At 73.3% G+C, this 23,538-nt stretch carries 16 protein-coding genes; 6 read left to right on the top strand and 10 right to left on the bottom strand.

Going from position 1 to position 23,538, the window contains the following annotated elements:
- Window positions 1-21: 21 nt before the first annotated feature.
- The 7 genes from asnB to ACSLTV_RS12415 all read right to left on the bottom strand — a co-directional run bounded on the left by asnB (window position 22) and on the right by ACSLTV_RS12415 (window position 10,327).
- The gene (gene asnB / locus ACSLTV_RS12445) at window positions 22-1,956 is read right to left on the bottom strand and encodes an asparagine synthase (glutamine-hydrolyzing) (protein ID WP_432137038.1); all 1,935 of its coding nucleotides are present in this window, start codon (window positions 1,954-1,956) and stop codon (window positions 22-24) included.
- 3 nt (window positions 1,957-1,959) lie between these two features.
- Complete coding sequence (locus tag ACSLTV_RS12440) at window positions 1,960-3,513, bottom strand: Wzz/FepE/Etk N-terminal domain-containing protein (protein ID WP_435612116.1); 1,554 nt, start codon at window positions 3,511-3,513, stop codon at window positions 1,960-1,962.
- Window positions 3,510-4,871 (bottom strand): Wzz/FepE/Etk N-terminal domain-containing protein, encoded by a 1,362-nt coding sequence (locus ACSLTV_RS12435; RefSeq protein WP_435612115.1) that lies wholly within the window; start codon window positions 4,869-4,871, stop codon window positions 3,510-3,512. Before ACSLTV_RS12435 ends, ACSLTV_RS12440 begins: the two co-directional genes overlap by 4 nt.
- Complete coding sequence (locus ACSLTV_RS12430) at window positions 4,868-6,175, bottom strand: glycosyltransferase family 4 protein (protein ID WP_432156231.1); 1,308 nt, start codon at window positions 6,173-6,175, stop codon at window positions 4,868-4,870. Before ACSLTV_RS12430 ends, ACSLTV_RS12435 begins: the two co-directional genes overlap by 4 nt.
- Window positions 6,165-7,490 (bottom strand): nucleotide sugar dehydrogenase, encoded by a 1,326-nt coding sequence (locus ACSLTV_RS12425; protein ID WP_432137042.1) that lies wholly within the window; start codon window positions 7,488-7,490, stop codon window positions 6,165-6,167. The genes ACSLTV_RS12430 and ACSLTV_RS12425 overlap by 11 nt, the downstream gene beginning before the upstream one ends.
- 82 nt (window positions 7,491-7,572) lie before the next feature.
- The gene (locus tag ACSLTV_RS12420) at window positions 7,573-9,051 is read right to left on the bottom strand and encodes a sugar transferase (RefSeq protein WP_432156311.1); all 1,479 of its coding nucleotides are present in this window, start codon (window positions 9,049-9,051) and stop codon (window positions 7,573-7,575) included.
- A 550-nt stretch (window positions 9,052-9,601) separates the two neighbouring features.
- Complete coding sequence (locus ACSLTV_RS12415) at window positions 9,602-10,327, bottom strand: NAD(P)-dependent oxidoreductase (RefSeq protein WP_432137043.1); 726 nt, start codon at window positions 10,325-10,327, stop codon at window positions 9,602-9,604.
- 121 nt (window positions 10,328-10,448) lie between these two features.
- On the opposite strand from ACSLTV_RS12415, the gene ACSLTV_RS12410 reads away from it, so the two are divergent.
- From ACSLTV_RS12410 to ACSLTV_RS12400, 3 genes are all read left to right on the top strand, one after another.
- Window positions 10,449-11,144: a TetR/AcrR family transcriptional regulator gene (locus ACSLTV_RS12410; protein WP_432137044.1), complete on the top strand. Its 696-nt coding sequence runs from the start codon at window positions 10,449-10,451 to the stop codon at window positions 11,142-11,144.
- 153 nt (window positions 11,145-11,297) lie between these two features.
- Complete coding sequence (locus tag ACSLTV_RS12405) at window positions 11,298-11,735, top strand: NfeD family protein (protein ID WP_435612114.1); 438 nt, start codon at window positions 11,298-11,300, stop codon at window positions 11,733-11,735.
- A 29-nt stretch (window positions 11,736-11,764) separates the two neighbouring features.
- A complete protein-coding gene (locus ACSLTV_RS12400) occupies window positions 11,765-12,871 on the top strand; it encodes an SPFH domain-containing protein (protein WP_435612113.1) in 1,107 nt (368 codons plus the stop codon).
- A 537-nt stretch (window positions 12,872-13,408) separates the two neighbouring features.
- Here ACSLTV_RS12400 and ACSLTV_RS12395 read toward each other — a convergent pair.
- Both ACSLTV_RS12395 and ACSLTV_RS12390 read right to left on the bottom strand, forming a co-directional pair.
- Window positions 13,409-16,225: an ATP-binding protein gene (locus ACSLTV_RS12395; RefSeq protein WP_432137047.1), complete on the bottom strand. Its 2,817-nt coding sequence runs from the start codon at window positions 16,223-16,225 to the stop codon at window positions 13,409-13,411.
- Between the two features lie 151 nt (window positions 16,226-16,376).
- Window positions 16,377-17,228, bottom strand: a complete 852-nt coding sequence (locus ACSLTV_RS12390) for a response regulator transcription factor (protein WP_432137048.1) — start codon at window positions 17,226-17,228, stop codon at window positions 16,377-16,379.
- 125 nt (window positions 17,229-17,353) lie between these two features.
- Between ACSLTV_RS12390 and ACSLTV_RS12385 the strand changes: the two genes are divergently transcribed.
- Both ACSLTV_RS12385 and ACSLTV_RS12380 read left to right on the top strand, forming a co-directional pair.
- Window positions 17,354-19,024, top strand: coding sequence for an AMP-binding protein (locus ACSLTV_RS12385; RefSeq protein ID WP_432159086.1), 1,671 nt, complete (start codon window positions 17,354-17,356; stop codon window positions 19,022-19,024).
- Window positions 19,021-20,637: an AMP-binding protein gene (locus tag ACSLTV_RS12380; protein ID WP_432137050.1), complete on the top strand. Its 1,617-nt coding sequence runs from the start codon at window positions 19,021-19,023 to the stop codon at window positions 20,635-20,637. The genes ACSLTV_RS12385 and ACSLTV_RS12380 overlap by 4 nt, the downstream gene beginning before the upstream one ends.
- Before the next feature lie 18 nt (window positions 20,638-20,655).
- Here the strand turns inward: ACSLTV_RS12380 and ACSLTV_RS12375 are convergent, their stop codons facing one another.
- Complete coding sequence (locus ACSLTV_RS12375) at window positions 20,656-20,991, bottom strand: hypothetical protein (RefSeq protein WP_432159087.1); 336 nt, start codon at window positions 20,989-20,991, stop codon at window positions 20,656-20,658.
- A gap of 778 nt (window positions 20,992-21,769) precedes the next feature.
- Between ACSLTV_RS12375 and gcl the strand changes: the two genes are divergently transcribed.
- On the top strand, window positions 21,770-23,538 hold a 1,769-nt coding region (gene gcl / locus ACSLTV_RS12370; protein WP_435612112.1), incomplete at its 3' end, for a glyoxylate carboligase.

Genomic DNA, 23,538 nt, shown 5'->3' with positions numbered 1-23,538 from the left:
TTGTCTCTACGCCGTTTGTCTCTAGGCCGTCAGGGAAGGGGTCCGGCCGGCCCCGGAGGTCGCGCCGCGGTACCAGTACTCGAGGGTCAGCACATGCCACAGATGCTTGGAGAAGTCCCGCTGCCCGGCGGCGTCCTGGGCGACCATCCGCGCCAGCGCGTCGCGGCGCAGGAACCCGGAACGCACCAGCAGACCGTCATCGACCACCTCCCGCACCAGCGGTGCCAGGTCCCGGCTCATCCAGGCCCGCAGCGGCGCGCTGAACAGGCCCTTCGGGCGGTAGACGATCTCCCGGGGCAGCACCGAGACGGCCGCCTCCTTCAGGACGGCCTTGCCCTGCCGCCCCACGATCTTGCGGTCCCCGGGCACCGCGAACGCCGCCCTGACCACCTCGACGTCCACGTACGGCACCCGCACCTCGGTCGACGCGGCCATGCTCGACCGGTCGGTGTAGGCGAGGTTGAGGCCCGGCAGGAACATCCGGGCGTCGCCCAGGCACATGCGGTTGACGAAGTCGTCGAGGTCGTTGTCCCGGTAGACGTCCGCGTGCTCGGTCAGCACGTCCTCGACGGCCTGGCCCAGGTCCGGATCGAGCAGGGCGAGCAGTTCGGCCCGGTCGTACATGGTGTAGCTGCGCCGGAACGCGGTCTCCTCCGGCAGATCGGCGAAGGAGAGGAACCGCTTCGCGAACCGCACCGACCGGTACCCCCGGCGTGACGTGGCGACCGGCAGCCGGTCCACGGCGGCCGACAGACCGCGCCGCAGGGGCCGCGGGACACGCTGGTAGCGCAGCGCGATCAGATTGGCCAGATGCTTGCGGTAGCCGGCGAACAACTCGTCGGCCCCCATCCCCGAGAGCATCACCTTGACCCCGGCCTCCCGGGCGGCCGAGCAGATCAGGAACGTGTTGATCGCGGCGGGGTCCCCGATCGGCTCGTCCAGGTGGTACGTCATCCGCGGCAGCAGGTCGAGCACGTCCGGGGCGATCTCGATCTCGTGCAGGTCGACGCCGAACCGCTCGGCCACCCGGCGGGCGTGGCGCAGGTCGTCCGGCATCGCCTCGTACCTGGCGTCCGCGGCACGGAAGCCGATGGTGTACGCGGAGATCCCGGGCCGCTCCCGGGCCGCCAGCGCGGTCAGGTAGCTGGAGTCCAATCCGCCGGACAGGAAGGTGGCCACCGGAACGTCGGAGAGCAGGTGGCGCCGCGTCGACTCCTCGACCACGGCGGCGATGTCCGGCGACTGCCCGGCGCGGGCCCGTTCCCGGCCCTCGGCGGCGACGTCCCGCAGGTGCCAGAACCGGCCGCGCTCCACCCGGCCGTCGGGCCGGCACCTCAGCCAGCTGCCCGGCGGCAGCTTCTCCGCCTCCCGGAACGCGCACCGCGAGTCCGGCACCCAGTAGTACAGCAGGGAGGCCACCAGCGCCGTGGGGTCCACCTCCAGCGACCCTCCGGTCACGGCGGCGAGCGCCTTGAGCTCGGAGGCGAACGCCACACCGTCGCCGCGCCGCAGCAGGAACAGCGGTTTGACGCCGAGCTGGTCGCGGGCGAGGACCAGCTCACCGGTCCGCTCGTCGAAGACCCCGAACGCGAACATGCCGCGCAGCCGGGGCAGGCAGTCCGTACCCCAGCGCCGCCAGGCCTCCAGCAGCACCTCGGTATCGGACGTGCCGCGGAAGCGCACCCCGGCGGCCGCCAGCTCGGCCCGCAGCTCCGGCGCGTTGTACAGCTCCCCGTTGTACGTGAGGGCGAGCCCGCCCGAGACCATCGGCTGGGCGCCGGTCCCGGACAGGTCGACGACGGCCAGCCGGCGGTGCCCGAGGTGCACTTCGCCGTCCCCGACGGGATGGCTGTAGCGTCCGGCCCCGTCCGGGCCGCGGTGGGCGAGGATGTCGGTGAGCCGGTCGGTGACGGCCTTCCCGTCCGGCCACCGGTACGTACCTGCGATGCCACACATGTCCTACCGCGCCTCCTGGTCGCTGTCGGGGGTTCCCGCCGCCCGCGTCGGCAGCCGCTCGGCGCGCGGCAGGCCCGCCCCCACCGCCTCGACGGCGTGGGAGGCACCCCCGCCGTTGGCCCGGGCGGGCCGCTCGGCGCCGCCCGGGGGCGCGGTGCGCGGCCCGTCCCACAGCGTGCCGTCGGTCCGGTCCCGCGGATCGGGGTCGATCAGCACCACACCGATCACCGCGACGCGCTGCTCCGCGAGCTGCCGCGCCACGGTGTGCAGCCAGGCGGCGCTGCCGTGCCCGGCCCGTACGACGAGCACCGTCCGGGTGCCGAGGTACCGCAGGTCGGTCCACGTCGTGCCGGGCGCCACCGAGCCGACGCCGAGCCGGCGTTCCGCGGCGGGAGCGGCCGCGGCCCGCTCGCCGCTGACCACGGCCGGGTCGCCCGGCCTGCGCCGCCGGTCCGCGAGCCGCGACCCGGGCAGGCCGTCGACGACGGCCACCGGCCCGTCCGCCGCCAGCGCCCGGGCGAGGTCCAGGGCGATCGTGCCGGTGACGCGCGCGCAGCCCAGCTCCAGCAGCGACACCGGTGCCGCGCCACCGCGCACCGTACGCGCCAGGGACGTGGTGAGCCGTTCGCGTGCCGCCCGGAGCCGCCGACGCCGCCACGGCCCGGCCGGCCGGCCGGGCAGCTCCGCGACGACCGACGCGCCGAGGTGCGCCGCGATGTCCCGGCGCAGCACGGGGCGGTCCGCCACCACGGTGGCGACCGCGGCCACCGCGAGCCCGAGGACGAGCCCGAGGACGAGTCCGATCGCCGCGTCGGTGGCGGCGGCCCTGGGCAGGGAGTGCCGCACCGGGCGCGGGGCGTCGACGATCTGGGTGCCGGCGACGAGCCGGGGCATGCCGACCCGCGCCTCCGCGGCGCGCTGGCCGAAGTCGGCGATGCGCGAGGTGAGTTCGGCCCGGCGGGCGAACAGCGACTCCAGGTTCGCCGCCGCCTTCGGGCCGCTGTCCGGCGATTCTTCCCCGATCGCCTTGTTGACCTGGGCGAGTTCGTCCTGGAGCCGGTCGCGCTGGTCGAGCAGGCTCTTGGCCTCGGCGTCCGCGGCTTCCCGGATCCGCCGCACGTGGTCCGCGACGAACGCGTCGGCCAGCGCCCGGGCGCGGGCGACCGCCTCGGCGTCGCTGCCGCCCGTCACGGTGATCTGCAGCAGGTTGTTGGTCAGACCGACCCCGCCGTAGTCCCGCATGAAGTCCTCGGGGGCGTCCGGGGACCCGAGGGAGCGCAGGGCCGCGTCGGCGATCCGCGTGGTGTGCAGGAGCGCGACGTCGGTGCGGATCAGCGTGCCGGGGTCGTTCGGCTGGTCCGCCTGGTGCGCGACCAGCACCTTGGTCACCGCGGTCGGCGCGGGCGGCAGCAGCACCGCCACCGCGAGGCCGACGAGCAGGCCCAGCAGCCCCGCGGAACACCAGAGCCGGCGCCGCCTGCGGACGGCCACGACCAGCGCCTGCAGATCCACCAGGGGAGCGGCGCCCGGCCCCTGCGACGGCGTGCTCGTCGTCACCCGGACCCTCCCGTCACCTGGTCGGCGAGCGCCGGCGCGGCGGCCTGCCGGGGCCGGCCGGCGGACCCCGTCGCACGGGCCCGGACCAGGCCGGCGACGACGACGCCGACCATCTCGTGCCCGGCGTCCGCGCACGCCTCGGCGATGCCGGCGAGTTCCCCGGTGGTCCAGCGGCCCGCGCTGAGCACCACCAGGACCCCGGACTCGTGGTCGCGGTCCGGCACCATCGGCCGGTCCACCGAGACCCCCACCACCCCCGGCGGCGGATCGCCGCCGCACTCGGCCGCGAGCTCCTCGGCGGCCCGGCGGGCGACCTGGTCGCCGTCCGGGACGACCACCAGCGGCCGCCGCGGGACCGGCAGTCGGTCCCGGACGCGGGCGCACACCCGGCGGTGGCGGACCCGCAGGGCGTCGTCGTCGCCGCAGGCCCGCGGGACGGGCAGGTCCCACCGGACGTCGAGGCCCAGCAGCCGGCGGATCCGGGCCCGCGGACCCCCGTCCTCCGGCCGGTCCGCGAGCCGGTCGCCGGGCACCTCGACGGTCCCCAGCAGCGTCGAGCCGAGCGCCGTGGCGATCTCCGCCTCGGTGCGCGGCCGGCGGCTCATCCGGGCGGCGGTGAGATGACCGACGACCGCGAACAGGAAGAACAGCAGTGCCCCGCCGCCGACGAGCTGCACCCGCGTCGGCGGCGCCTCGCCGGCCGGGCGGGGCGAGGGGCCCATGACGACCATGTTGGCCTTGGTGGCGGCCGGGTCGGCCTGGTCCAGCTTGTTGATGGCCTCCTGCAGCGCGGTGCGCAGCTTCTCCAGGTCGGTGCGCGCCTGCACGCTCTCCACGGTCTGCCCCGGATCGGCCGCCTCGGCCAGCTCCGTGATGCGGCCGCTGGTCTGCACCACCATCTGCCGCAGCGCCTCCAGCCGCGCCGCCGCCTCGGGATCGGCGTTGTCCCCCACGATCCGCGCGGCGTACGCCACGAACTGCTGGGCCACCTCGTCGGAGAGCCGCTGGGCGCGCTCCGGGGTGTCGGCCGTGCCCGAGATCCTGATGATGTTGCCGTCGGCGGCCTTGGCGCTCACCCGGTCCCGCAGCTCGCGTCCGCCGACCCCGCTCCAGTCGAGCGAGGCGGCCGCGCGGTCGACCACCACCGAACTGGTCGCGATCTCCGTCTGGGTCCGCAGCTCGCGTTCCTCCCACGCACCCGGCAGCAGCACCGAGGCCGACGTCGTGTAGCGCGGTGGGAACAGCAGCGAGGAACCGTAGCCGACGAGCGCGCCCACCACGACGAGGAGGGCGAGCAGCCGCCGTCGCCGACGGACGATCCGCCCGATCGTGACCAGGCGTATGGTGTCATCGCTCAATGGCGCGGCCTCCTCCCGGCCGGTCCGGATCGCCCGTCGGCAGCCGGGCGTTCACGGCAGGCGGTGGTGTAGGCGGCGCGCAGCGAGGCCTGCGAGTTCCGCCAGGAGAGCGGTCCGCCGATCCGCTCCTGGCCGATCTTGCCCATCAGGGCCCGCTTCTCCGGGTCGTCCAGCAGTTGTGCGACGAGCCGGGCGAACGCGCTCTCGTCGTTGGCGGGCGCGTAGACGGCGGCGTCTCCGGCGGAGATTCGGGCCTCCTTCAGGTCGAACGAGACGATCGGCCGGCCCATCACCATGTACTCGAGGACCTTGTTCATGGTCGACACGTCGTTGAGCGGATTGTGCGGGTCGGGGGAGAGGCACACGTCGGCGGTGGACAGGTAGCGCACCAGGTCGGCGTCCGGGATGCGCCCGGTGAACCGCACCTGCTCCGAGAGCCCGAGCCGCCGGGACAGCTCCACCATCGCGTCGAAGGTGTCGCCGGCGCCGACGAACACCGCGTGCCAGTCGGTGCGGCCGAGTTCGTCGCGCAGCTTCGCCAGGGCCCGCAGGGCGTAGTCGACGCCGTCCTGCGGTCCCATCACCCCCAGGTAGCACAGGAGATGGGGTTTGCCGTTCTTCAACTCCGGCTCGGGCGGCACGGGATGGAACCGGTCGATGTCGGGTGCGCTGCGCACCACGAAGACATCCTCCGGCCGCCGGCCGCCACGGCGCACCGCCACGTCCCGGTAGCTCTCGTTCGTGGCGAGCACGACGTCCGCGGCCCGGTAGGTCATCCGTTCCAGCGCGCACACGGCCCGGTAGAGCAGGTCCTCGCCGCGGCCGAACCGGGAGAGGTACAGCTCGGGCACCAGGTCGTGCTGGTCGAAGACGAACCGCGCGCCCCGCCGCTTCAGCCACCGGGCCGGCAGGAACAGCAGGTCGGGCGGGTTGCAGGCGTGGACCACGTCGACCGGGCCGACCTTGCGGGCCAGCCGGACCGTGTGCCACAGCGCCGACCCGTACTCGCGCAGGTAGCCGGCCGGCCCTCCGGTGGCCGCGCGCAACGGGTAGCGGTGGATCCGCACCCCGTCGATCTCCGCCTCCGCCTCCGTGTCCCGCTTGGTGCCCCGGGGACAGATGACGTGCACGTCCCAGCCGGCGTCCCGCAGCGTCGTGCACTCCTGCCACACCCGCCGGTCGAACGGCACCGACAGGTTCTCCACGAGGATCAGCGCGCGCCGGCCCGCCCCGTCCGGGCCGGCCGTGCCGTCGGACGGGATGCCACCGGAAGGCGTGTCAGCAGCAGGCGTGTCACCAAGCAAGGCCCATGTACCCCGGTTCGGCCCGGCGCGTCTCCGCGTCGGGAAGGCGGACGAGGTCGACGATCACCGGGCCGTCGCCGTGCGGCAGCGCCGCCAGCACGGCCGGATCCCTGGTCCCCACCAGGCACACCTCGGCGTGTTCGAGCACCTCGTCGACGGAGTCCGCGAGCAGTTGCGCGAGGTGCGGCAGCCGGGTCTCGATGTACTCGCGGTTGGCGCCGAGCAGCCGGGACAGGCTCACGTTGGCGTCGTAGATCTTGAGGTCGTAGCCCTTGCCGAACAACCGCTCCGCCAGCTCCACGAGCGGGCTCTCGCGCAGGTCGTCGGTGCCGGGCTTGAAGGACAGCCCGAACAGGCCGGCCCGGCGCTTGCCGGTGCGCTCGACCAGCTCCACCGCGCGCTGCAGGTGGTCGGAGTTGGAGGGCAGCACGTGGGCGAGGATGGGCACCGAGACGTCGGCCCGCCGCGCGGCGTGGACCAGGCTGCGCAGGTCCTTGGGCAGGCAGGAGCCACCGAAGGCGAAGCCGGGCCGCAGGTAGGCGGGGCTGATGTTCAGCTTGCGGTCGGCGAGGAACACGTCCATCACCTGGTGCGAGTCCACGCCGAGCGCCTGGCACACCGCGCCCAGCTCGTTCGCGAAGCCGATCTTCAGGCCGTGGAAGGCGTTGTCCGCGTACTTGATGGCCTCGGCCGTCGGGACCGGCACCCGGAACACCTCGCCGGGCAGGCCGTCGTACAGCGCGAGCACCATGTCACCGCTGGCCGGGTCGAGTTCGCCGACGACGGTCTTGGGCGGGTCGTAGAAGTCCCGCACGCTGGTGCCCTCGCGCAGGAACTCCGGGTTGACCGCGACCCCGAGGTCCACACCCGCGGTGCCGCCGACGTACTTCTCCAGGATCGGCACCAGCAGGTTCAGGCAGGTGCCCGGGAGCATGGTGCTGCGGTAGACGACCGTGTGCCGCCCGCCGCTTCCGCCGCGGTCCGCGAGGGCGGCCCCGATCTGCTCGGTGACCCGCTCCAAGTAGGTGGTGCACAGGCTGCCGTTGGGTTCCGACGGCGTGCCCACGCAGACCAGCGAGACCTCGCTGTGCGCGATCGCGTCCCGGACGTCGGTGGTGGCGCGCAGCGCCCCGGTCCCGACGACCTCGGCGACGAGCTCGCCGATCCGCTCCTCGACCACCGGGGCCCGGCCGGCGTTGACCAGGTCGACCTTCACCTGGTTCACGTCCACCCCGATGACCTCGTGCCCCATGCCGGCCAGGCACGCGGCCGACACGCAGCCCACGTAGCCGAGCCCGAAAACACTGACTCTCATGACCCGTTCCTCCCCCCAGGCAGGCCTCCTGGCCTGCGGTCCGCGCACCGCCGGGACCGTCGAGCGGCAGTCCCCCCGCGCATCAGTAGGCGCCTTGCCCGTAGAGCACCGCACGCAGCGTCTTCCACAAGATCACCGCGTCCAGGGCGAGCGACCAGTCCTCCACGTACCGCAGGTCCAGCCGGACCGCCTCCTCCCACGAGAGATCGCTGCGCCCGCTGATCTGCCACAGGCCGGTGAGTCCGGGCTTGACCAGCAGCCGCCGCCGGATGTCCGGGTCGTACGCGGCGCACTCCTCCGGCAGCGGAGGCCGCGGACCGACGAGCGACATCGATCCGGTGAGCACGTTGAACAGCTGCGGGAGTTCGTCGAGCGAGTACCGGCGCAGTACCGCTCCCACGCGGGTCACCCGTGGATCCCGGCGGAGCTTGAACAGCGGGCCGGCGCCCTCGTTCCGGTCGGCCAGCGCCTCCCGCGCCCGGTCGGCGTCGGCGACCATGGTGCGGAACTTCCAGATGGTGAACTCGTGGCCGTCCTTGCCGACCCGCGACTGGCGGTAGAACGCCCCGCCCCGGCTGTCCGCCAGCACGAGCAGCCCGATGAGCGCCATCAGCGGCGCTAACAGCATCAGCAGAATCGTTGCGCCTACCCGGTCGACGACCCCCTTGACCGCCCGGCGGGCACCGGTGAACGTCGGCATGCTGACCCGCAGCAGAGGGATCCCGAGCACGGCGTCGACGTGCAGCCGAGGACCGGCCACCTCCATCAGCACCGGGGCCACCACCATCTCGGCCTCGCTGCCTTCGAGGTTCCAGGCCAGCCGTTGCAGCCGGTCCGGTGACCAGTGCGGGTCCGGGGTGACCGCCACGACCCGGTAACCGTCGTGGCGGACGTGCTTGGCGACGTCCCCCAACTCCCCGACGACAGGCACCCCGTCCAGGTGGTCGCCGTCGATGCCGCGTCCGTCCGTCGTGCACACCGCGTCCACCCGCCAGCCGAGGTGGGGGAACTTGCGGGTCCGGCCGATCAGGTCGCGCAGGGTGTCCGGGCTCCCGGCGGCGAGCACCGGTCTGAGGCACCGCCCTTCCTGGCGCTGCCGGTGCAGCCGGATACGCAGCAGGTACCGCGCGGTCATGGTGACGAGCGCGATCGCGGGGATCGCGACGAAGATCCAGAGCTTGATGTTGCGCGAGGTCAGGGCGATCCCGCCGAGCGCCAGGACGACGGTCGCCGTGAACAGCGAGCGTCCGAGCCGGCGGAATTCCTCGGCGCCCTGGCCGAGCACCGGCGGTGCCCACGACCGGTTCACCGCCAGCGCCCCCAGCACCAGCAACTCGGTGCCGAAGGCGAGGATCACCCATTTCTCGTGCCAGTTGGCCGCGTCGCGGGCCCCGAAGAAGTTGCCGATGGCCGCCACGACGACGGCCGTGGCCACGGTGTCGCCGGCGATCACGGTACGGCGGTACCGCTGCTCCCAGTCGGTCGCGGTCCGGCTGACAGTCCCGTTCGCCGGCCTGCCGCGCGCCGACGGAAACGGGTTGACCAATCCCCCCTGTTGCACAAGGACCCCCCAGGTCACCAGTGGTTCGAGGTGTTCGTCTGGCACGCATGTCCTCCGGGAGGCACCCCTGCCTCCCGCACCGCGCTCTTCCTCCCCCGGGAGGCCCCCGCCTCCCGCCATGACAGATGTGCCGGCGCTACGTGAACAACCCGCCCTGGCGGCAGCCGAATACGCGTGCCCTGCCGGGCTTTCGAGGCGCGCGGACCCCGTGCGGACTTCGGGCGCTCCCCGCACCCGAGGCCCTGTTGGGGGCTCCGCGTGTTGATCGATCGCTGGCTGTGAATGGCGCCGGACCTGTAGATCATTTACTGGGCGCTTCCCGCCCGAACGGCTGAAGCACGGTCAATCTAGACCATCGGGGCCTGTGTGTAGAGAGGATGTGTGGAATTTGTGGTCAGAACAGTGATCGGCGAGCCACGGAGCGTCTACCCGGACGCCCGGGTCGGCGATGGTTTCCCGCTGTTCCTGCACTACGACGTGCCGGACACGTCCGGCGGGCGCCGCACGCCCGATGTGATGTCGGCCGAATCCGTACGGTCGGCCCGGCCCGTCACGGCACCCGGGGCGAGGCCGCGGAACCGCTCGCGTGGGCGAGGGCGCCGGCGGTGCGGCAGCCGACGATCGCCGGGGCCTCCTGGACGAGCGTGTCGTCGGTGAGCGCCTCCACCATGAACAGCGCGAAGTCCACCCGGCGGGTCAGGTTGCCGGACAGCACCGGGTCGCCCACGTGCCGGCTCCACACCGGCAGCCCCTGGCTCTCGCCCTCCTCCAGATCGCTGCCGCGCACCACCGTCCACCGGGTGTCGCTGGCGAACACCCTGCGGCAGGCCTCCACCTGATCGTCGATGTCGACGGCGCGGACGAGTCGGGCCAGGCGGGCGACGATCCGGACGGCCGTCCTGAACCGCCACGAGTACCGGTCCTTGCCGTCGCGCGTGATGTGCCAGCCGCACGAGAAGACCAGGCGCGCGCCCGGCCGTGCGTGGTCCAGCACTGCCTGGGCCGTGCCCGAGGAGTACTGCTGCACGCCCCACGGCACGAGCACCGTCAGCACCCCGTCGCAGCCGGCGACCGCGCGCCGGATCACCTCCGGGTCGTTCGTGGGGCCGGGCACGACGGTCATCCGGTCCCGGAACGCCGCCAGCTTCGGCACGCTGCGCTCCCGGCACACGCCGACCACCTCGTACCCGCGGTCCAGCGCGTGCCGGACCATGTACTGCCCGAGCTTCCCCGAGGCTCCGACGATGCAGACCTTCTTCACGCGATCCGTGCTCATGGCACAACCCCTTCCGCCGCAGTGTCGACCTTATGGTGTAAGGCACGGTAGCCTTATGTCGTAAGGCAATCAAGGGGCGCCGGGAGGCGCGGGGCCGAGGGGTATGGAGAAGGAGCGACGAATGCCGGAGACGGGCAGAGGCCGGCGCGGGGCGTCGGAGCGCACCCCGCTCAGCCGTGAACGCGTGATCCGCACGGCGGTGGCGCTCGCGGACCGGAAGGGGTCGGCCGCGCTGAGCATGCGCGCCATCGCCGAACCACTGGGCGTCGAGGCGATGTCCCTCTACCACCACGTCGCCGGCCGCGAGGACATCCTCGACGGCATGGTGGACGCGGTGTTCGACGAGATCGAGCTGCCCGAGCTGTCACCGGGCGACCCGGACTGGAAGGGTGCCATGCGCCGCCGCGCGGACTCCGTCCGCGCCACGCTGCGCCGCCATCCGTGGGCCCTCGGCCTGATGGACTCCCGCTCGCGGCCCGGCCCGGCGACCCTGCGCCACCACGACGCCGTCCTCGGCGTGCTGCGCGCCTCCGGGTTCTCCGTCCCGATGGCCGGCCACGCCTTCTCGCTGATCGACAGCTACCTGTACGGCTTCGTGCTCCAGGAGCTGAGTCTGCCGTTCGGCGACGCGGCGGAGCTGGAGGAGGTCGCGGGCGCAATCCTCCGGGAGATGCCCGCCGACGCCTACCCCCACCTCGCCGAACTCGCCACCGAACACGCCCTCAAGCCCGGCTACGACTACGCGGACGAGTTCGACTTCGGCCTCACCCTCATCCTCGACGCCCTGCGGCCCGACGAGGATGCGGCCGGGAACTGAGCCGCGCCGGCGCGGGCCGCCCGCCGACCGGGCACCCGCCCCGTCGGCCGGCGCGCGGGCCGGCGGCGGCCGAGAATCCCGGTGGCCGTCCCTGCCCGCCCGCGCCACCGGGAGGTAACTTGGTGGGGGAGGCCTCATCGGGAGGGCGATGCGATGCCGTGGTTCGTGTGGCTGGCCGCCGCCGCGGCGCTGGGCGTCGCGGAGTTCTTCACCCTGACCCTGGTCTTCGGACTGCTGGCGGGCGCCGCGCTGGTCGCGGCCGTGGTCGCCGGTACGGGCATCGGCCTCCTCGGCCAGCTGGTGGCCCTCGCGGCGGCGGCGGTGGGAGGCCTCGCCCTCGTCCGCCCCCTCGCGCTGCGGCACCTGGAGCAGCAACCCCTCACCCGCGAGGGCAGTGACGCGCTGATCGGCAGGCGGGCCGAGGTCGTGCAGGAGGTGACCGCGACCCGCGGCCTGATCAAGCTCTCCGGCGAGGAGTGGTCCGCCCGCGCCTTCGACGAGAGCCTGGTGATCCCGGCGGGAACACTGGTGGACGTCATGGAGATCGAGGGCGCCACCGCCCTCGTCTACCCCCGCGAACTCCTTCCGTGAGCGGCTGAACACCTAGCGACGGAGGCACTGTGGACCCAGTCGTCATCCTCACCCTCGTGGCGGCCCTGGTCGTCGTCTTCTTCGTGGCCTCCGCCGTGCGCATCGTCCCGCAGGCGCGCCGCTACAACATCGAGCGGTTCGGCCGGTACCGCCGGACCCTGCAGCCCGGCCTGAACCTGGTCCTGCCGGTGGCGGACCGGGTCAACACCAAGCTCGACGTGCGCGAGCAGGTCTACTCCTCCGACCCAAGGCCGGTGATCACCGAGGACAACCTCGTGGTGAACATCGACACCGTGCTCTACTACCAGATCACCGACCCGCGGGCGGCCGCCTACGAGGTCGCCGACTACCTCCAGGCGATCGACCAGCTCACCGTGACCACGCTGCGCAACGTGATCGGCAGTATGGACCTGGAGGAGACCCTCACCTCGCGCGAGGAGATCAACTCACGTCTGCGCGCCGTCCTCGACGACGCCACCGGCAAGTGGGGCATCCGGGTCAACCGCGTGGAGATCAAGGCCATCGACCCCCCGAACACCATCAAGGAGGCGATGGAGAAGCAGATGCGGGCCGAACGTGACAAGCGCGCGGCCATCCTGCACGCCGAAGGGGAGCGACAGGCCAAGATCCTCACCGCTGAGGGCACCAAGCAGAAGGACATCCTGGAGGCCCAGGGCACCCAGCAGGCCATGATCCTGCGGGCGGACGGCGAGGCCAAGGCGGTGGAACTCGTCTTCCAGGCCGTCCACCGCAACAACGCCGACGCGAAGGTCCTGGCCTACAAGTACCTCGAGACGCTTCCGCACCTGGCGGGCAGCGACAACAACACCTTCTGGGTCATCCCCGGAGAGCTGACCGAGGCCGTCCGGACCGTCACCAGGGCCTTCGGTGACCAGTCGACGGCAGGCCCCGTCGAACCCGCGCCCGCCGAGCAGCAGGCCGGAGGCGACGGCACGTCGCAGGACAGCCGGACCCCGGCGCTGGAAGCGGGCTCGACGGCGTCCCTCGACGCCGCCGCGCTCGCCGACCGGGCCGAGAAGCAGGCCGCCGCCGCGGTGAAGGACGCCAAGGCGGAGGCCGAGGCCGCGAAGTCACCCCAGCGGCCGCACGGCATGGGGCACGGCCGGCGCACCTGATCCGGAGCCCGGCCGGGCGCCCCCGCGTGCGCAGGGACCACGTACAGGCTCAGGCACGGTCTCGGCGAGCGTGGCCGGGGAGGAGACACCCGGGCCGGCGGACCGCCGGCCGGTACGTACGAGCAGGGCGCACGGGGCGCACACCGGCGGGCGTTCGTGACCGTCCCTCCCCACCGGACCCGACCGGCACCCGGCGGTCCCCGACATGGAGAGGGGGCGCTGCGGGCCGCTCGTGGAGGCCCGCAGCGCCCCCTGGTTCATCACCTGAGGGGTGCTCAGGAGTCGTGCCCTGGGCGGAGGCGGTCGTGGGAGTCCGTGTCCGACGGCACGTACCGCCACCCCTCGCCCGGGAAGTCGTCCCTGCCAGGACGCCCCCGATGACGGGGGGCCGCCGCTGTCGCCCTGGCAGGTGTCCACGTCCACGGTAGGACTCGGCCGCCGCCCTCCCAATGAGGGAACTCCCTAGGGGGAGGCGGGCAGGGAAAACCCTCGGTGGCCCGTCGGGGGCCGAGCCGGGGCGGTCGCCCCGCGCGCCCCTCACTTCGCGCGGTGCCCCGCCGCCAGCCGGACGATGTCCACCCGGGAACGGATGCCGAGCTTGCGGTAGACCCTGGTCAGGGTCGCCTCGACGGTCTTGACGCTGATGAACAGGCGAGCCGCGATCTCCCGGTTGGTGGCGCCCTCCATGACCAGCGAGGCCACCTGACGCTCCATCGACGCCAGCCCCTTCAGCGCGTCCGCGGCGGGCGCCGGCACGGCCACCGCCGCGGCCTGCGGCCGTGCCGCCGTGGCCGCCGCCTCGACGTGCCGCAGCCACGGCAGGGCCCGGCAGCGCCGGAACAGCCGCGCCGCCTCGTCGTACGAGGTCGGCCCCGGCCGCACGGTGCGCAGCCGGGCCAGCGCGAACGCGGCCCGCGCCTCCTCCAGGCCGTAGCCCAGCCCGGCCAGCCGCTCCTGCGCGGACGTCAGCTGGGTCAGCGCCGCCTCGTGCTCGCCGCGCGCCGCCCGCACCAGCGCCTCCGCCCGGTCCAGGACGGCGAGCACGCTCGCCCGGCCGAGCCGCAGCGCGTGCTCGCGGGTGACGTCGATCAGCTCCTGCGCCTCGCCCGGCTCACCCGCGCGCACCAGGGCCTCGGCGAGGTCGCCCTGCCAGCGCCCGCGCGCCGGGTCGGTGATGCGCAGGCCGCGCTCCAGCTCGCGCACCCGGCGCAGCGAGCCGACCGCGCCGGCGGCGTCCCCGGCCACGAGCTGGGCGTAGCCGAGCGCGGCCAGGGCGAGCGAGAGGTACATCTGGTCGCCGTCCTCCTCGGCGCGCTCGGTGGCCTCCCGGGCCAGCGCCAGCGCCCGGTCGACATCGCCGCCGGACGCCTCGGCGAGGGAGGCGAGCATGGCGGAGGCGCCCATCCCGATCCCGGTGTCCCGGGCCAGCCGCAGGCTCTCCCGGGCGAGATCCAAAGCGCGGCCGCAGTGCCCGGCACGTAGTTCGACATCGGCGAGGAAACGCTGGAAATGGACTTCGCTCTCCACCATGCCGCGCCGGCGCACCTCGCGCAGCAGCGCGGTGACGGTGGTGCGTGCCTCGGACAGTTGGTCGCTCATCAGCAGCCAGCGGAAGCGCGCCATGCCGGCGCCGTTGTGGTGGCAGGCCACGTAGGGGTCCTGAGGCTCGCTCAGGGCCTTCTTGATGGTCGCGGGGGCATCGGGATGGCCCATCAGGGTTTCGGTGGACGCCTGGAAGGACAGGGCCATCAGCTCGGTGCGGCGGTCGCCGCCGCGCGCGGCCAGCTCCGCCGTGTGCGCGGCCTCCCGGCGGGCCTCGGCGAAGTCGCCCTCCATGATCAGCGCCCGCCAGGACAGCTGGTAGTGGACCAGGCCGAGCAGCTCCGGGTCGTCGCCGGCGTCGGCCAGCATCTGCGGGAAGGCGGTGTCGACGTCTCCGAGCGCCTGCCCGGCCGACTCGACGACCACCATCCAGGCCCGCACCCGCTCGGCCGGCGCGGTCGCCCGGGTCAGCACGTCGTGGGCGATGTCCCGGGCGAGGTCGGTCTCGCCGGCGGTGATCGCGTCCTCCGCGGCCTCCAGCCGCCGCTCGTCCGGGCGGGGGACGTGGTCGGCGGGGGTGTGCCGGGCGGCGAGCAGACCGAGCGCGGCCGCCACCGAGGGCGCCCCGCGGTCCCGGGCCAGCGCCGCCGCCTCGGCGAGCCGGGCGGCCACGTCGGGGTCGGTGCCGGTGGTGGCCAGCGCCAGATGGCGGGCGCGTTCGATCGGGTCGGAGGCGGCGGTGGACAGTGCCGCGTGCACGGTCCGGCGCTCCTGGGCGGGGGCCTCCGCGTACAGCGCGGCGGAGATCAGCGGATGCGCGAAGCGGACGGCCGGCCCCTCGGGTTCCGTGGCGAGCAGGCCCAGCGAGGCCGCCTGGGCGGTCTCCGCCTCGGCGTTCTCCCGGCCGGCCGCGTGCAGCAGCGCCAGTGTGGGGCGGGCGCCCGCGCTGGCCACCAGCAGGGTGCGGCGGGCCTCGGCGGAGAGCATGTCGAGGCGGCTGAGCACCAGCGCGCGCAGCGAGGTCGGCACCGGCAGCGGTTCGCCGGGCCGCGGCGGGGTCGGGTTCTCGCCCAGGGCGCGGCCCAGCTCCAGGGCGAACAGCGGGTTGCCGCCGCTGGTGCGGTGGATCTCGCGGACCGTGGAGCGCGGCAGGTCGGTGTACCCCTGGTGGTCCAGCAGCGCGGACACCTGGGCGCGGGAGAGCGGGGTGAGCCGGACCGCGAGGGTGTCCGGCGGGGAGGAGCGCAGATGACGGTCGTACTCCTGGCCCTCGGTGCGCACCGCGCACAGCAGCTGCACGGGAGTGTCGCCCAGGCGGCGGGCGGCGAAGCCGAGGAGCTCGGCGCTGGCCGGATCCAGCCACTGCAGGTCGTCGGCGACGATCAGCACCGGGCCCCGGTCGGCCAGCGCGCGCAGCGCCGACAGCACGGCGAGCCGCAGGGCGAGGCCGTCGCGCTGCAGGGTGGACTCGCCGCGCCCGGTGAGGGCCGACTCCAGGGCGGTGCGCTGGGCCGCGGGGAGCCTGCCGGACACCTCGTCGAGGGCCAGGCCGAGCAGATCGGCCAGCGCCAGGAACGGCAGGTGGGATTCGGACTCGGTCGCCGAGCAGCGCAACACGGTGCGCGCTGATGCGCCGTAATCCGTGGCCAAAGCGCGCAGGACGGTCGATTTCCCTATTCCGGCCGGGCCGTGCAGGAGGACGCTGCCGCCGCGTCCGAGCTGCTCACGGGCGGCCGTGAACAGCTCGTCCCTGCCGATGACCAGGTCGGGGCGGCCTCGGGTGGGCTCCTGGAAGTCCCGTCGCACGGTCACCGCTGCCCTCCCTGTGTCCTGTTCCGGCCAAATTCTAGGCAACGTCTCTTTGAAATTCTGAGCCGCGGCGTGGTGAGGGATATTACAAGTGCGCCCATTGACGGCATATTCGTATTCCTGGAGGGGGTCGGTGAACGGCTGCGTGCCGCCGCTACGGCAGCAGGCCCGTCCTGCGGGCCGACGCGACCGCCTCCCCCCGGGTGTGGGCGCCCAGCTTCCGCATCGCCGAGCGGAGGTAGCCCTTGACCGTCTCCGCGCGCAGCCCCAGCCGCTCGGCCGCCGCCGCGTTCGTCGCGCCCGACGCCACGCACGCCAGCACGTCCACTTCGCGGGGCGAGAGCACCGCCCCGCTGTCCCCCTCGTGCGCCGGGGCGCCCGACGCGGTCAGCAGGCCGCAGGCGGCCAGCAGCTCCGCCCGCAGCGCCGGGTCCGTGATCCGCGGGGCCAGGGCCCTGAGCGCCGTGTGCGCCTCGCGCACCTGCTCCCAGTCGGCCGGCGAGCCGCCCCCGTCCTCGGCCGGCCGCGGCCGGGCCGCCGCCAGCAGGCCGCTCACCTCGTCCCGTACCACCAGCGCCTGCTCGATGTCCCGGGCCACGTCGACCGCGGCGGCGATCGTGCGGTCGCCCAGCGGCTGGGCCGTGCGCAGGGCGCCGTACAGCACACCGCGCACCCGGCGCCGCACCACCACCGGCACCGCCAGCACCGAGCGCAGACCCTCCTCCGCCACGGGGGTGTCGTACTCGTGGCTGATCTGCCGGGACAGCGAGTAGTCGGTCACCGCGCACGGGCGGGCCAGGGCCAGGGTCCGGCCGCCCAGGCCGTTTCCGGCGGACACCGCCAGCCCGCGCAGCGCGAGCGTCGCCGCGCCGTTCAGCTCGCTGATCCGCATCCTGCGCTGCCCGGGTTCGGCCAGGCCGCCGAAGGCCACCGGCAGCCCGGTCGTCCGCCGCAGCCGCGCCAGCGCGCCGCGTATCTCCATCGCTCCGGACGCGTCCGCTGCCACTCGTTCGCCCTTTCCCGCGGCCCACCCGCCGCGCACACCCCCGTTCGGGGGTAGTGAGACCCGCATCACGGATTACACGATGGCAGAGAGCCGCCCGGCAATGGCCCGGTACAGAAGGAGCACAGATGGTTACGGCGACGGAGAGCTTCCGCGGGGCACGGGACTTCCTGCTGGCCCACCGCGAGGACTACGAGACCGCCTGTGAGGGCTTCGCATGGCCCCGGCCCGACCGGTTCAACTGGGCCCTCGACTGGTTCGACGTCATCGCCGAGGGCAACGACCGCACCGCGCTGCACATCGTCGAGGAGGACGGCGCCGAGACCCGGGTGACGTTCGCCGAGATGGCCGAGCGCTCCGACCGGGTCGCGAACTGGCTGCGCGAGCGCGGGGTCGCCGCCGAGGACCGGATCATGGTCATGCTCGGAAACCAGGTCGAGCTGTGGGAGACCGCGCTCGCCGCGATGAAGCTGCGCGCCGTCGTCATCCCCGCCACCCCGCTGCTCGGCCCCGCCGACCTGCGCGACCGTGTCGAGCGGGGCCGGGTCCGGCAGGTGATCGTGCGCGCCGGGGACACCGCCAAGTTCGACGAGGTGCCCGGCGGCTACACCCGGATCGCCGTCGGCGGCGCGCCCGAGGGCTGGCACCGCTACGAGGAGGCGTACGCCGCCCCGGCCGGCTTCACCCCCGACGGGCCGACCCTCGCCGACGACCCGCTGATGCTGTACTTCACCTCCGGCACCACCGCCCGGCCCAAGCTGGTCGAGCACACCCACACGTCGTATCCGATCGGCCACCTGGCCACCCTGTACTGGATCGGCCTCAAGCCGGGCGACGTCCACCTCAACATCTCCTCGCCGGGCTGGGCCAAGCACGCCTGGTCCAACCTCTTCGCCCCGTGGAACGCGGAGGCGACCGTCTTCATCCACAACTACACCCGGTTCGATCCGGCCCGGCTGATGGCAGAGATGGACCGCGCGGGCGTGACCACCTTCTGCGCGCCGCCCACCGTGTGGCGGATGCTGATCCAGGCCGACCTCACCCAGCTCGCCACCCCGCCCCGGGAGGCCGTCGCGGCCGGCGAGCCGCTCAATCCCGAGGTCATCGAGCAGGTCCGCCGGGCCTGGGGAGTCACCGTCCGCGACGGCTTCGGGCAGACCGAGACCGCCGTCCAGGTCGCCAACACGCCCGGCCAGCCGCTGAAGACCGGCGCCATGGGCCGGCCCAGCCCCGGCTACCGCGTCGAACTCCTCGACCCGGTCACCGGCGCCCCCGGCGCCGCCGAGGGGGAGATCGCCCTCGACCTCGCCTTCCGCCCGGTCGGCCTGATGGCCGGCTACCACGGCGACGCGGACCGTACGGCCGAGGCGATGGCCGGCGGCTACTACCGCACCGGTGACGTCGCCTCCCGCGACGAGGACGGCTACCTGACGTACATCGGGCGCAGCGACGACGTCTTCAAGGCCTCCGACTACAAGATCAGCCCGTTCGAGCTGGAGAGCGCCCTGCTGGAGCACGAGGCGGTCGCCGAGGCCGCCGTCGTCCCCGCCCCCGACGAGCTGCGGCTCGCCGTGCCGAAGGCGTACATCGTGCTCTCGGACGGATGGGAGCCCGGACCGGACACCGCCAAGGTGCTGTTCGAGCACTCGCGCCGGACGCTCGCCCCGTACAAGCGCGTCCGCCGGCTGGAGTTCGCGCCCCTGCCCAAGACCGTCTCCGGCAAGATCCGCCGCATCGAACTGCGCGAGGCCACGGCGGCGGGCTCGGACGCGGAGTACCGCGAGGAGGACTTCCGGTGAGCGGACAGCTGTCGTACACCCACGGAACCGGCGACACCGCCCTGCTCGGCGACACCATCGGCGCCGACCTCGACCGGGCCGTGGCCACCTGGCCGGACCGCGAGGCACTGGTCGACGTACCGTCCGGGCGGCGCTGGACCTACGCCGAGTTCGCCGCCGACGTGGAGCGGCTGGCGTGCGCACTGCTGGCGAGCGGGGTCGCCAAGGGGGATCGGGTCGGCATCTGGGCGGTCAACTGCCCCGAGTGGGTGCTCGTCCAGTACGCCACCGCCCGCATCGGCGCGATCATGGTGAACATCAACCCGGCGTACCGCACCCACGAGGTCGAGTACGTCCTCGGCCAGGCGGGCGTCTCCCTGCTGTTCGCGTCGCTCGCGCACAAGAGCAGCGACTACCGGGCGATGGTCGAGGAGGTCCGGGGCCGCTGTCCCGGGCTGCGGGAGGCCGTCTACTTCGGCGACCCCGGCTGGGACGCGCTGATCGCGCGCGGCACGCCGGACCGGACGGCCGAACTGCGTGCCCGCGAGGCCGAGTTGTCCTGCGACGACCCCATCAACATCCAGTACACCTCCGGCACCACCGGCTTCCCCAAGGGAGCCACCCTCTCCCACCACAACATCCTCAACAACGGTTACTTCGTGGGGGAGTTGATCGCCTACAGTGAGCAGGACCGGATCTGCGTCCCGGTCCCGTTCTACCACTGCTTCGGCATGGTCATGGGAAACCTGGCCGCCACCTCGCACGGCGCCTGCATGGTGATCCCCGCCCCGTCCTTCGACCCGGCGGCGACCCTGCGCGCGGTCGAGCGGGAACGCTGCACCTCCCTCTACGGCGTCCCGACCATGTTCATCGCGGAGCTGAACCTTCCCGACTTCGCGGCGTACGACCTGTCGTCGCTGCGCACCGGCATCATGGCGGGCTCGCCCTGCCCGGTGGAGGTGATGAAGCGGGTGGTCGCCGAGATGCACATGGCGGAGGTCTCCATCTGCTACGGCATGACCGAGACGTCCCCCGTCTCCCTGCAGACCCGCAGGGACGACGACCTGGAGCACCGCACCGGCACCGTCGGCCGGGTGCTCCCGCACATCGAGGTCAAGGTCGTCGACCCGGTCACCGGGGTCACCCGGCCGCGCGGCACGGCGGGCGAGTTGTGCACCCGCGGCTACAGCGTGATGCTCGGCTACTGGAACGAGCCCGAGAAGACCGCCGAGGCCGTGGACGCCGGACGCTGGATGCACACCGGTGATCTCGCGGTGATGCGCGAGGACGGTTACGTCGAGATCGTCGGCCGCATCAAGGACATGATCATCCGGGGTGGGGAGAACATCTACCCGCGCGAGGTGGAGGAGTTCCTCTACACCCACCCGAAGATCCGCGACGTCCAGGTCGTCGGCGTACCGCACGAGACGTACGGCGAGGAGGTGCTGGCCTGTGTCATCGCGCAGGACCCGGCCGACCCGCCCACCCTCGACGACGTGCTGGCCTTCAGCCGCGGCCGGCTCGCGCACTACAAGATCCCGAGCCGGGTGCAGGTGCTCGACACTTTCCCGATGACCGTCTCCGGGAAGGTGCGCAAGATCGAACTGCGGGAGCGGTACGGCTCACGCTCCTGAACGCCGACCGCGCGCCGGTCAGGGCCGGCCCTGCGCACGGCGGTGCAGGGCGGCGGCCGGTCCGTTGACCGGCTGCACGGTGCCCGCCAGGTCCAGCAGGAACAGCGGGACGCCGAGCGCGTCGGCGGCGGCGCGGGCCTCACCGGTGTGCCCGGACAGGGAGATGTGGAGGCAGCGGGCCGACTCCGTCATCGCCGTCAGCCACAGGCACTCCACGTCCCGCGCCGACGCGGGCCGCCGCCCCGGGTCCACCTGCACCACCAGCCCCCGCGCGGCGAGCCCGATCCCCGAGGTGGGCCGCTGGTCGGCCCGTCGCACGTCGCCGTGCCCGAGCCGCCGCAGGTACAGCACCACGACGGTGACCGCGTCGCGGGCACTGCGGATCGGACGGTCCGTCAGGGGAAGGCCGGCAGTGTCCGGTGTCCGGGGGCCGGGTACGCCGGCTCCGGCGGCCTGCGCGACCGGCGAAGGCGTCCGAGGGCCCGGCCCGGGGTCCGTTGCGGGGCCCGGGGCGGGTGCGCGAGGGTCCGGTTCCGCGGCGGGTCGGTGAGGGCTCGGGTCTGCGGCCCGTCCATGAGGGTCCGGGGTCGCTTGCCGGGGTGGCGCGCCGGGGTTGCGGACGGGCCCGCGTTCCCCCGGATCGGCGGGAGCCGTCTCGTGCTCCACCCCGCCCGGCTCACCCGTGACCGGGATGCGCAGGACCGTGCCGCAGGGGCAGCCCAGTTCCGGGTGGGGCCAGGAGGCGGGGCGGCCGCAGGCGGGGCACGGGAGCGTGACCCACTCGTCGGACCAGGCGCGGTGGGTGACGACGGCGGGGGCGGCGCCGGCGTCCAGGGCCGGAGTGACGGGCGTGCCGCAGGCACAGGGGTACGCGGGCGCCACGTACCGGCGTTCGCGTCGGCACGCCGGGCAGCGCACCGGCACGCTCTCGGGCATCGGCCGACTCCAGGACGTCGTAGCGGATCGCGGCCCATCCTGCTCCACCCGGCCCCCGCCTGTCCGGCTCTTGACGCCCTTCCGCCACCCCACCTACATTGCTTCCAGATAGTAGAAGTTATTTTCCGCTATACGGAAGTGCTGACCGTGGGGCGCGACGGGAGAGCTCGTCCGACAGTCGAAGCAGGAGTACTCCATGGCTCGAATGACCGCCGCCCGAGCGGCAGTTGAGATCCTCAAGCGTGAGGGCGTCACCGCCGCGTTCGGTGTGCCCGGCGCGGCGATCAACCCCTTCTACGCGGCCCTCAACGCCTCCGGCGGCATCCAGCACACCCTCGCCCGGCACGTCGAGGGCGCCTCCCACATGGCCGAGGGCTACACCCGGACCCACCCGGGCAACATCGGCGTCTGCATCGGCACCTCCGGCCCGGCCGGCACCGACATGATCACCGGTCTGTACTCCGCCACCGGCGACTCCGTCCCGATCCTGTGCATCACGGGCCAGGCACCGACCGCCGTGATCCACAAGGAGGACTTCCAAGCCGTCGACATCGCCTCGATCGCCAAGCCGGTCACCAAGATGGCCGTCACCGTGCTGGAGGCCGCCCAGGTCCCCGGCGTCTTCCAGCAGGCGTTCCACCTGATGCGCTCGGGCCGCCCCGGCCCGGTCCTGATCGACCTGCCGATCGACGTCCAGATGACGGAGATCGAGTTCGACGCGGAGACCTACGAGCCGCTGCCGGTGTACCGGCCCGCCGCGACCCGCGCCCAGATCGAGAAGGCGATCGGGATGCTGAACGCGGCCGAACGGCCCCTGGTCGTCGCGGGCGGCGGGGTGGTCAACGCGGACGCCGCCGGCCTGCTCGTCGAGTTCGCCGAGCTGACGGGCACTCCGGTGGTGCCGACCCTGATGGGCTGGGGCACCATCCCGGACGACCACCGGCTGAACGCCGGCATGGTCGGCCTGCAGACCTCCCACCGCTACGGCAACGCCACGTTCCTGGAGTCGGACTTCGTCCTCGGCATCGGCAACCGCTGGGCCAACCGCCACACCGGCAAGCTGGACGTCTACACGGCCGGCCGCACCTTCGTGCACGTCGACGTCGAACCGACCCAGATCGGCAGGATCTTCGCGCCGGACTACGGCATCGCCTCCGACGCCCGGGCCGCCCTCGAACTGTTCGTCGAGGTCGCGAGGGAGCTGAAGGCGGCCGGGAAGCTGCCCGACCGTTCCGCGTGGGCCGCCTCCGTGCAGGAGCGCAGGGCCACCCTCCAGCGGCGCACCCACTTCGACGACGTCCCGATGAAGCCCCAGCGGGTGTACGAGGAGATGAACAAGGCGTTCGGCCCCGAGACGCGGTACGTCACCACCATCGGCCTCTCCCAGATCGCCGGCGCCCAGATGCTGCACGTCTACCGGCCCCGGCACTGGATCAACTGCGGCCAGGCCGGCCCCCTCGGCTGGACCGTCCCGGCCGCGCTGGGCGTGGCCAAGGCCGACCCGGAGGCCCAGGTGGTGGCCCTGTCCGGCGACTACGACTTCCAGTTCATGATCGAGGAACTGGCGGTCGGCGCCCAGCACAAGATCCCGTACGTCCACGTCCTGGTCAACAACTCCTACCTGGGCCTGATCCGGCAGGCGCAGCGGGCGTTCGACATCGACTTCCAGGTCAAGCTGGAGTTCGAGAACGTCAACTCGCCGGAGCTGGGCGTCTACGGCGTCGACCACGTCAAGGTCGCCGAGGGGCTGGGCTGCAAGGCGATCCGGGTGACCGACCCGAACGAGCTGGGCGACGCCTTCGAGCGGGCGAAGAAGCTGGCGCAGGAGTACCGGGTCCCGGTGGTCGTCGAGGCGATCCTGGAGCGGGTCACCAACATCTCGATGTCCACCACCAACGACATCGGCAACGTCGTGGAGTTCGAGGAACTCGCCACCGAGCCGGCGCACGCGCCGACGGCGATCAG

The organism is Streptomyces sp. bgisy159 (genome assembly GCF_965341775.1).
GTDB lineage: Bacteria > Actinomycetota > Actinomycetes > Streptomycetales > Streptomycetaceae > Streptomyces.
This window is presented reverse-complemented; position numbering and strand designations above follow the sequence as displayed.

Coding starts and splice junctions, on each gene's coding strand:
- asnB (WP_432137038.1), bottom strand. CDS start 1,956: ATGTGTGGCATCGCAGGTACGTACCGGTGGCCGGACGGGAAGGCCGTC.
- ACSLTV_RS12425 (WP_432137042.1), bottom strand. CDS start 7,490: ATGAGAGTCAGTGTTTTCGGGCTCGGCTACGTGGGCTGCGTGTCGGCC.
- ACSLTV_RS12415 (WP_432137043.1), bottom strand. CDS start 10,327: ATGAGCACGGATCGCGTGAAGAAGGTCTGCATCGTCGGAGCCTCGGGG.
- ACSLTV_RS12410 (WP_432137044.1), top strand. CDS start 10,449: ATGCCGGAGACGGGCAGAGGCCGGCGCGGGGCGTCGGAGCGCACCCCG.
- ACSLTV_RS12405 (WP_435612114.1), top strand. CDS start 11,298: ATGCCGTGGTTCGTGTGGCTGGCCGCCGCCGCGGCGCTGGGCGTCGCG.
- ACSLTV_RS12385 (WP_432159086.1), top strand. CDS start 17,354: ATGGTTACGGCGACGGAGAGCTTCCGCGGGGCACGGGACTTCCTGCTG.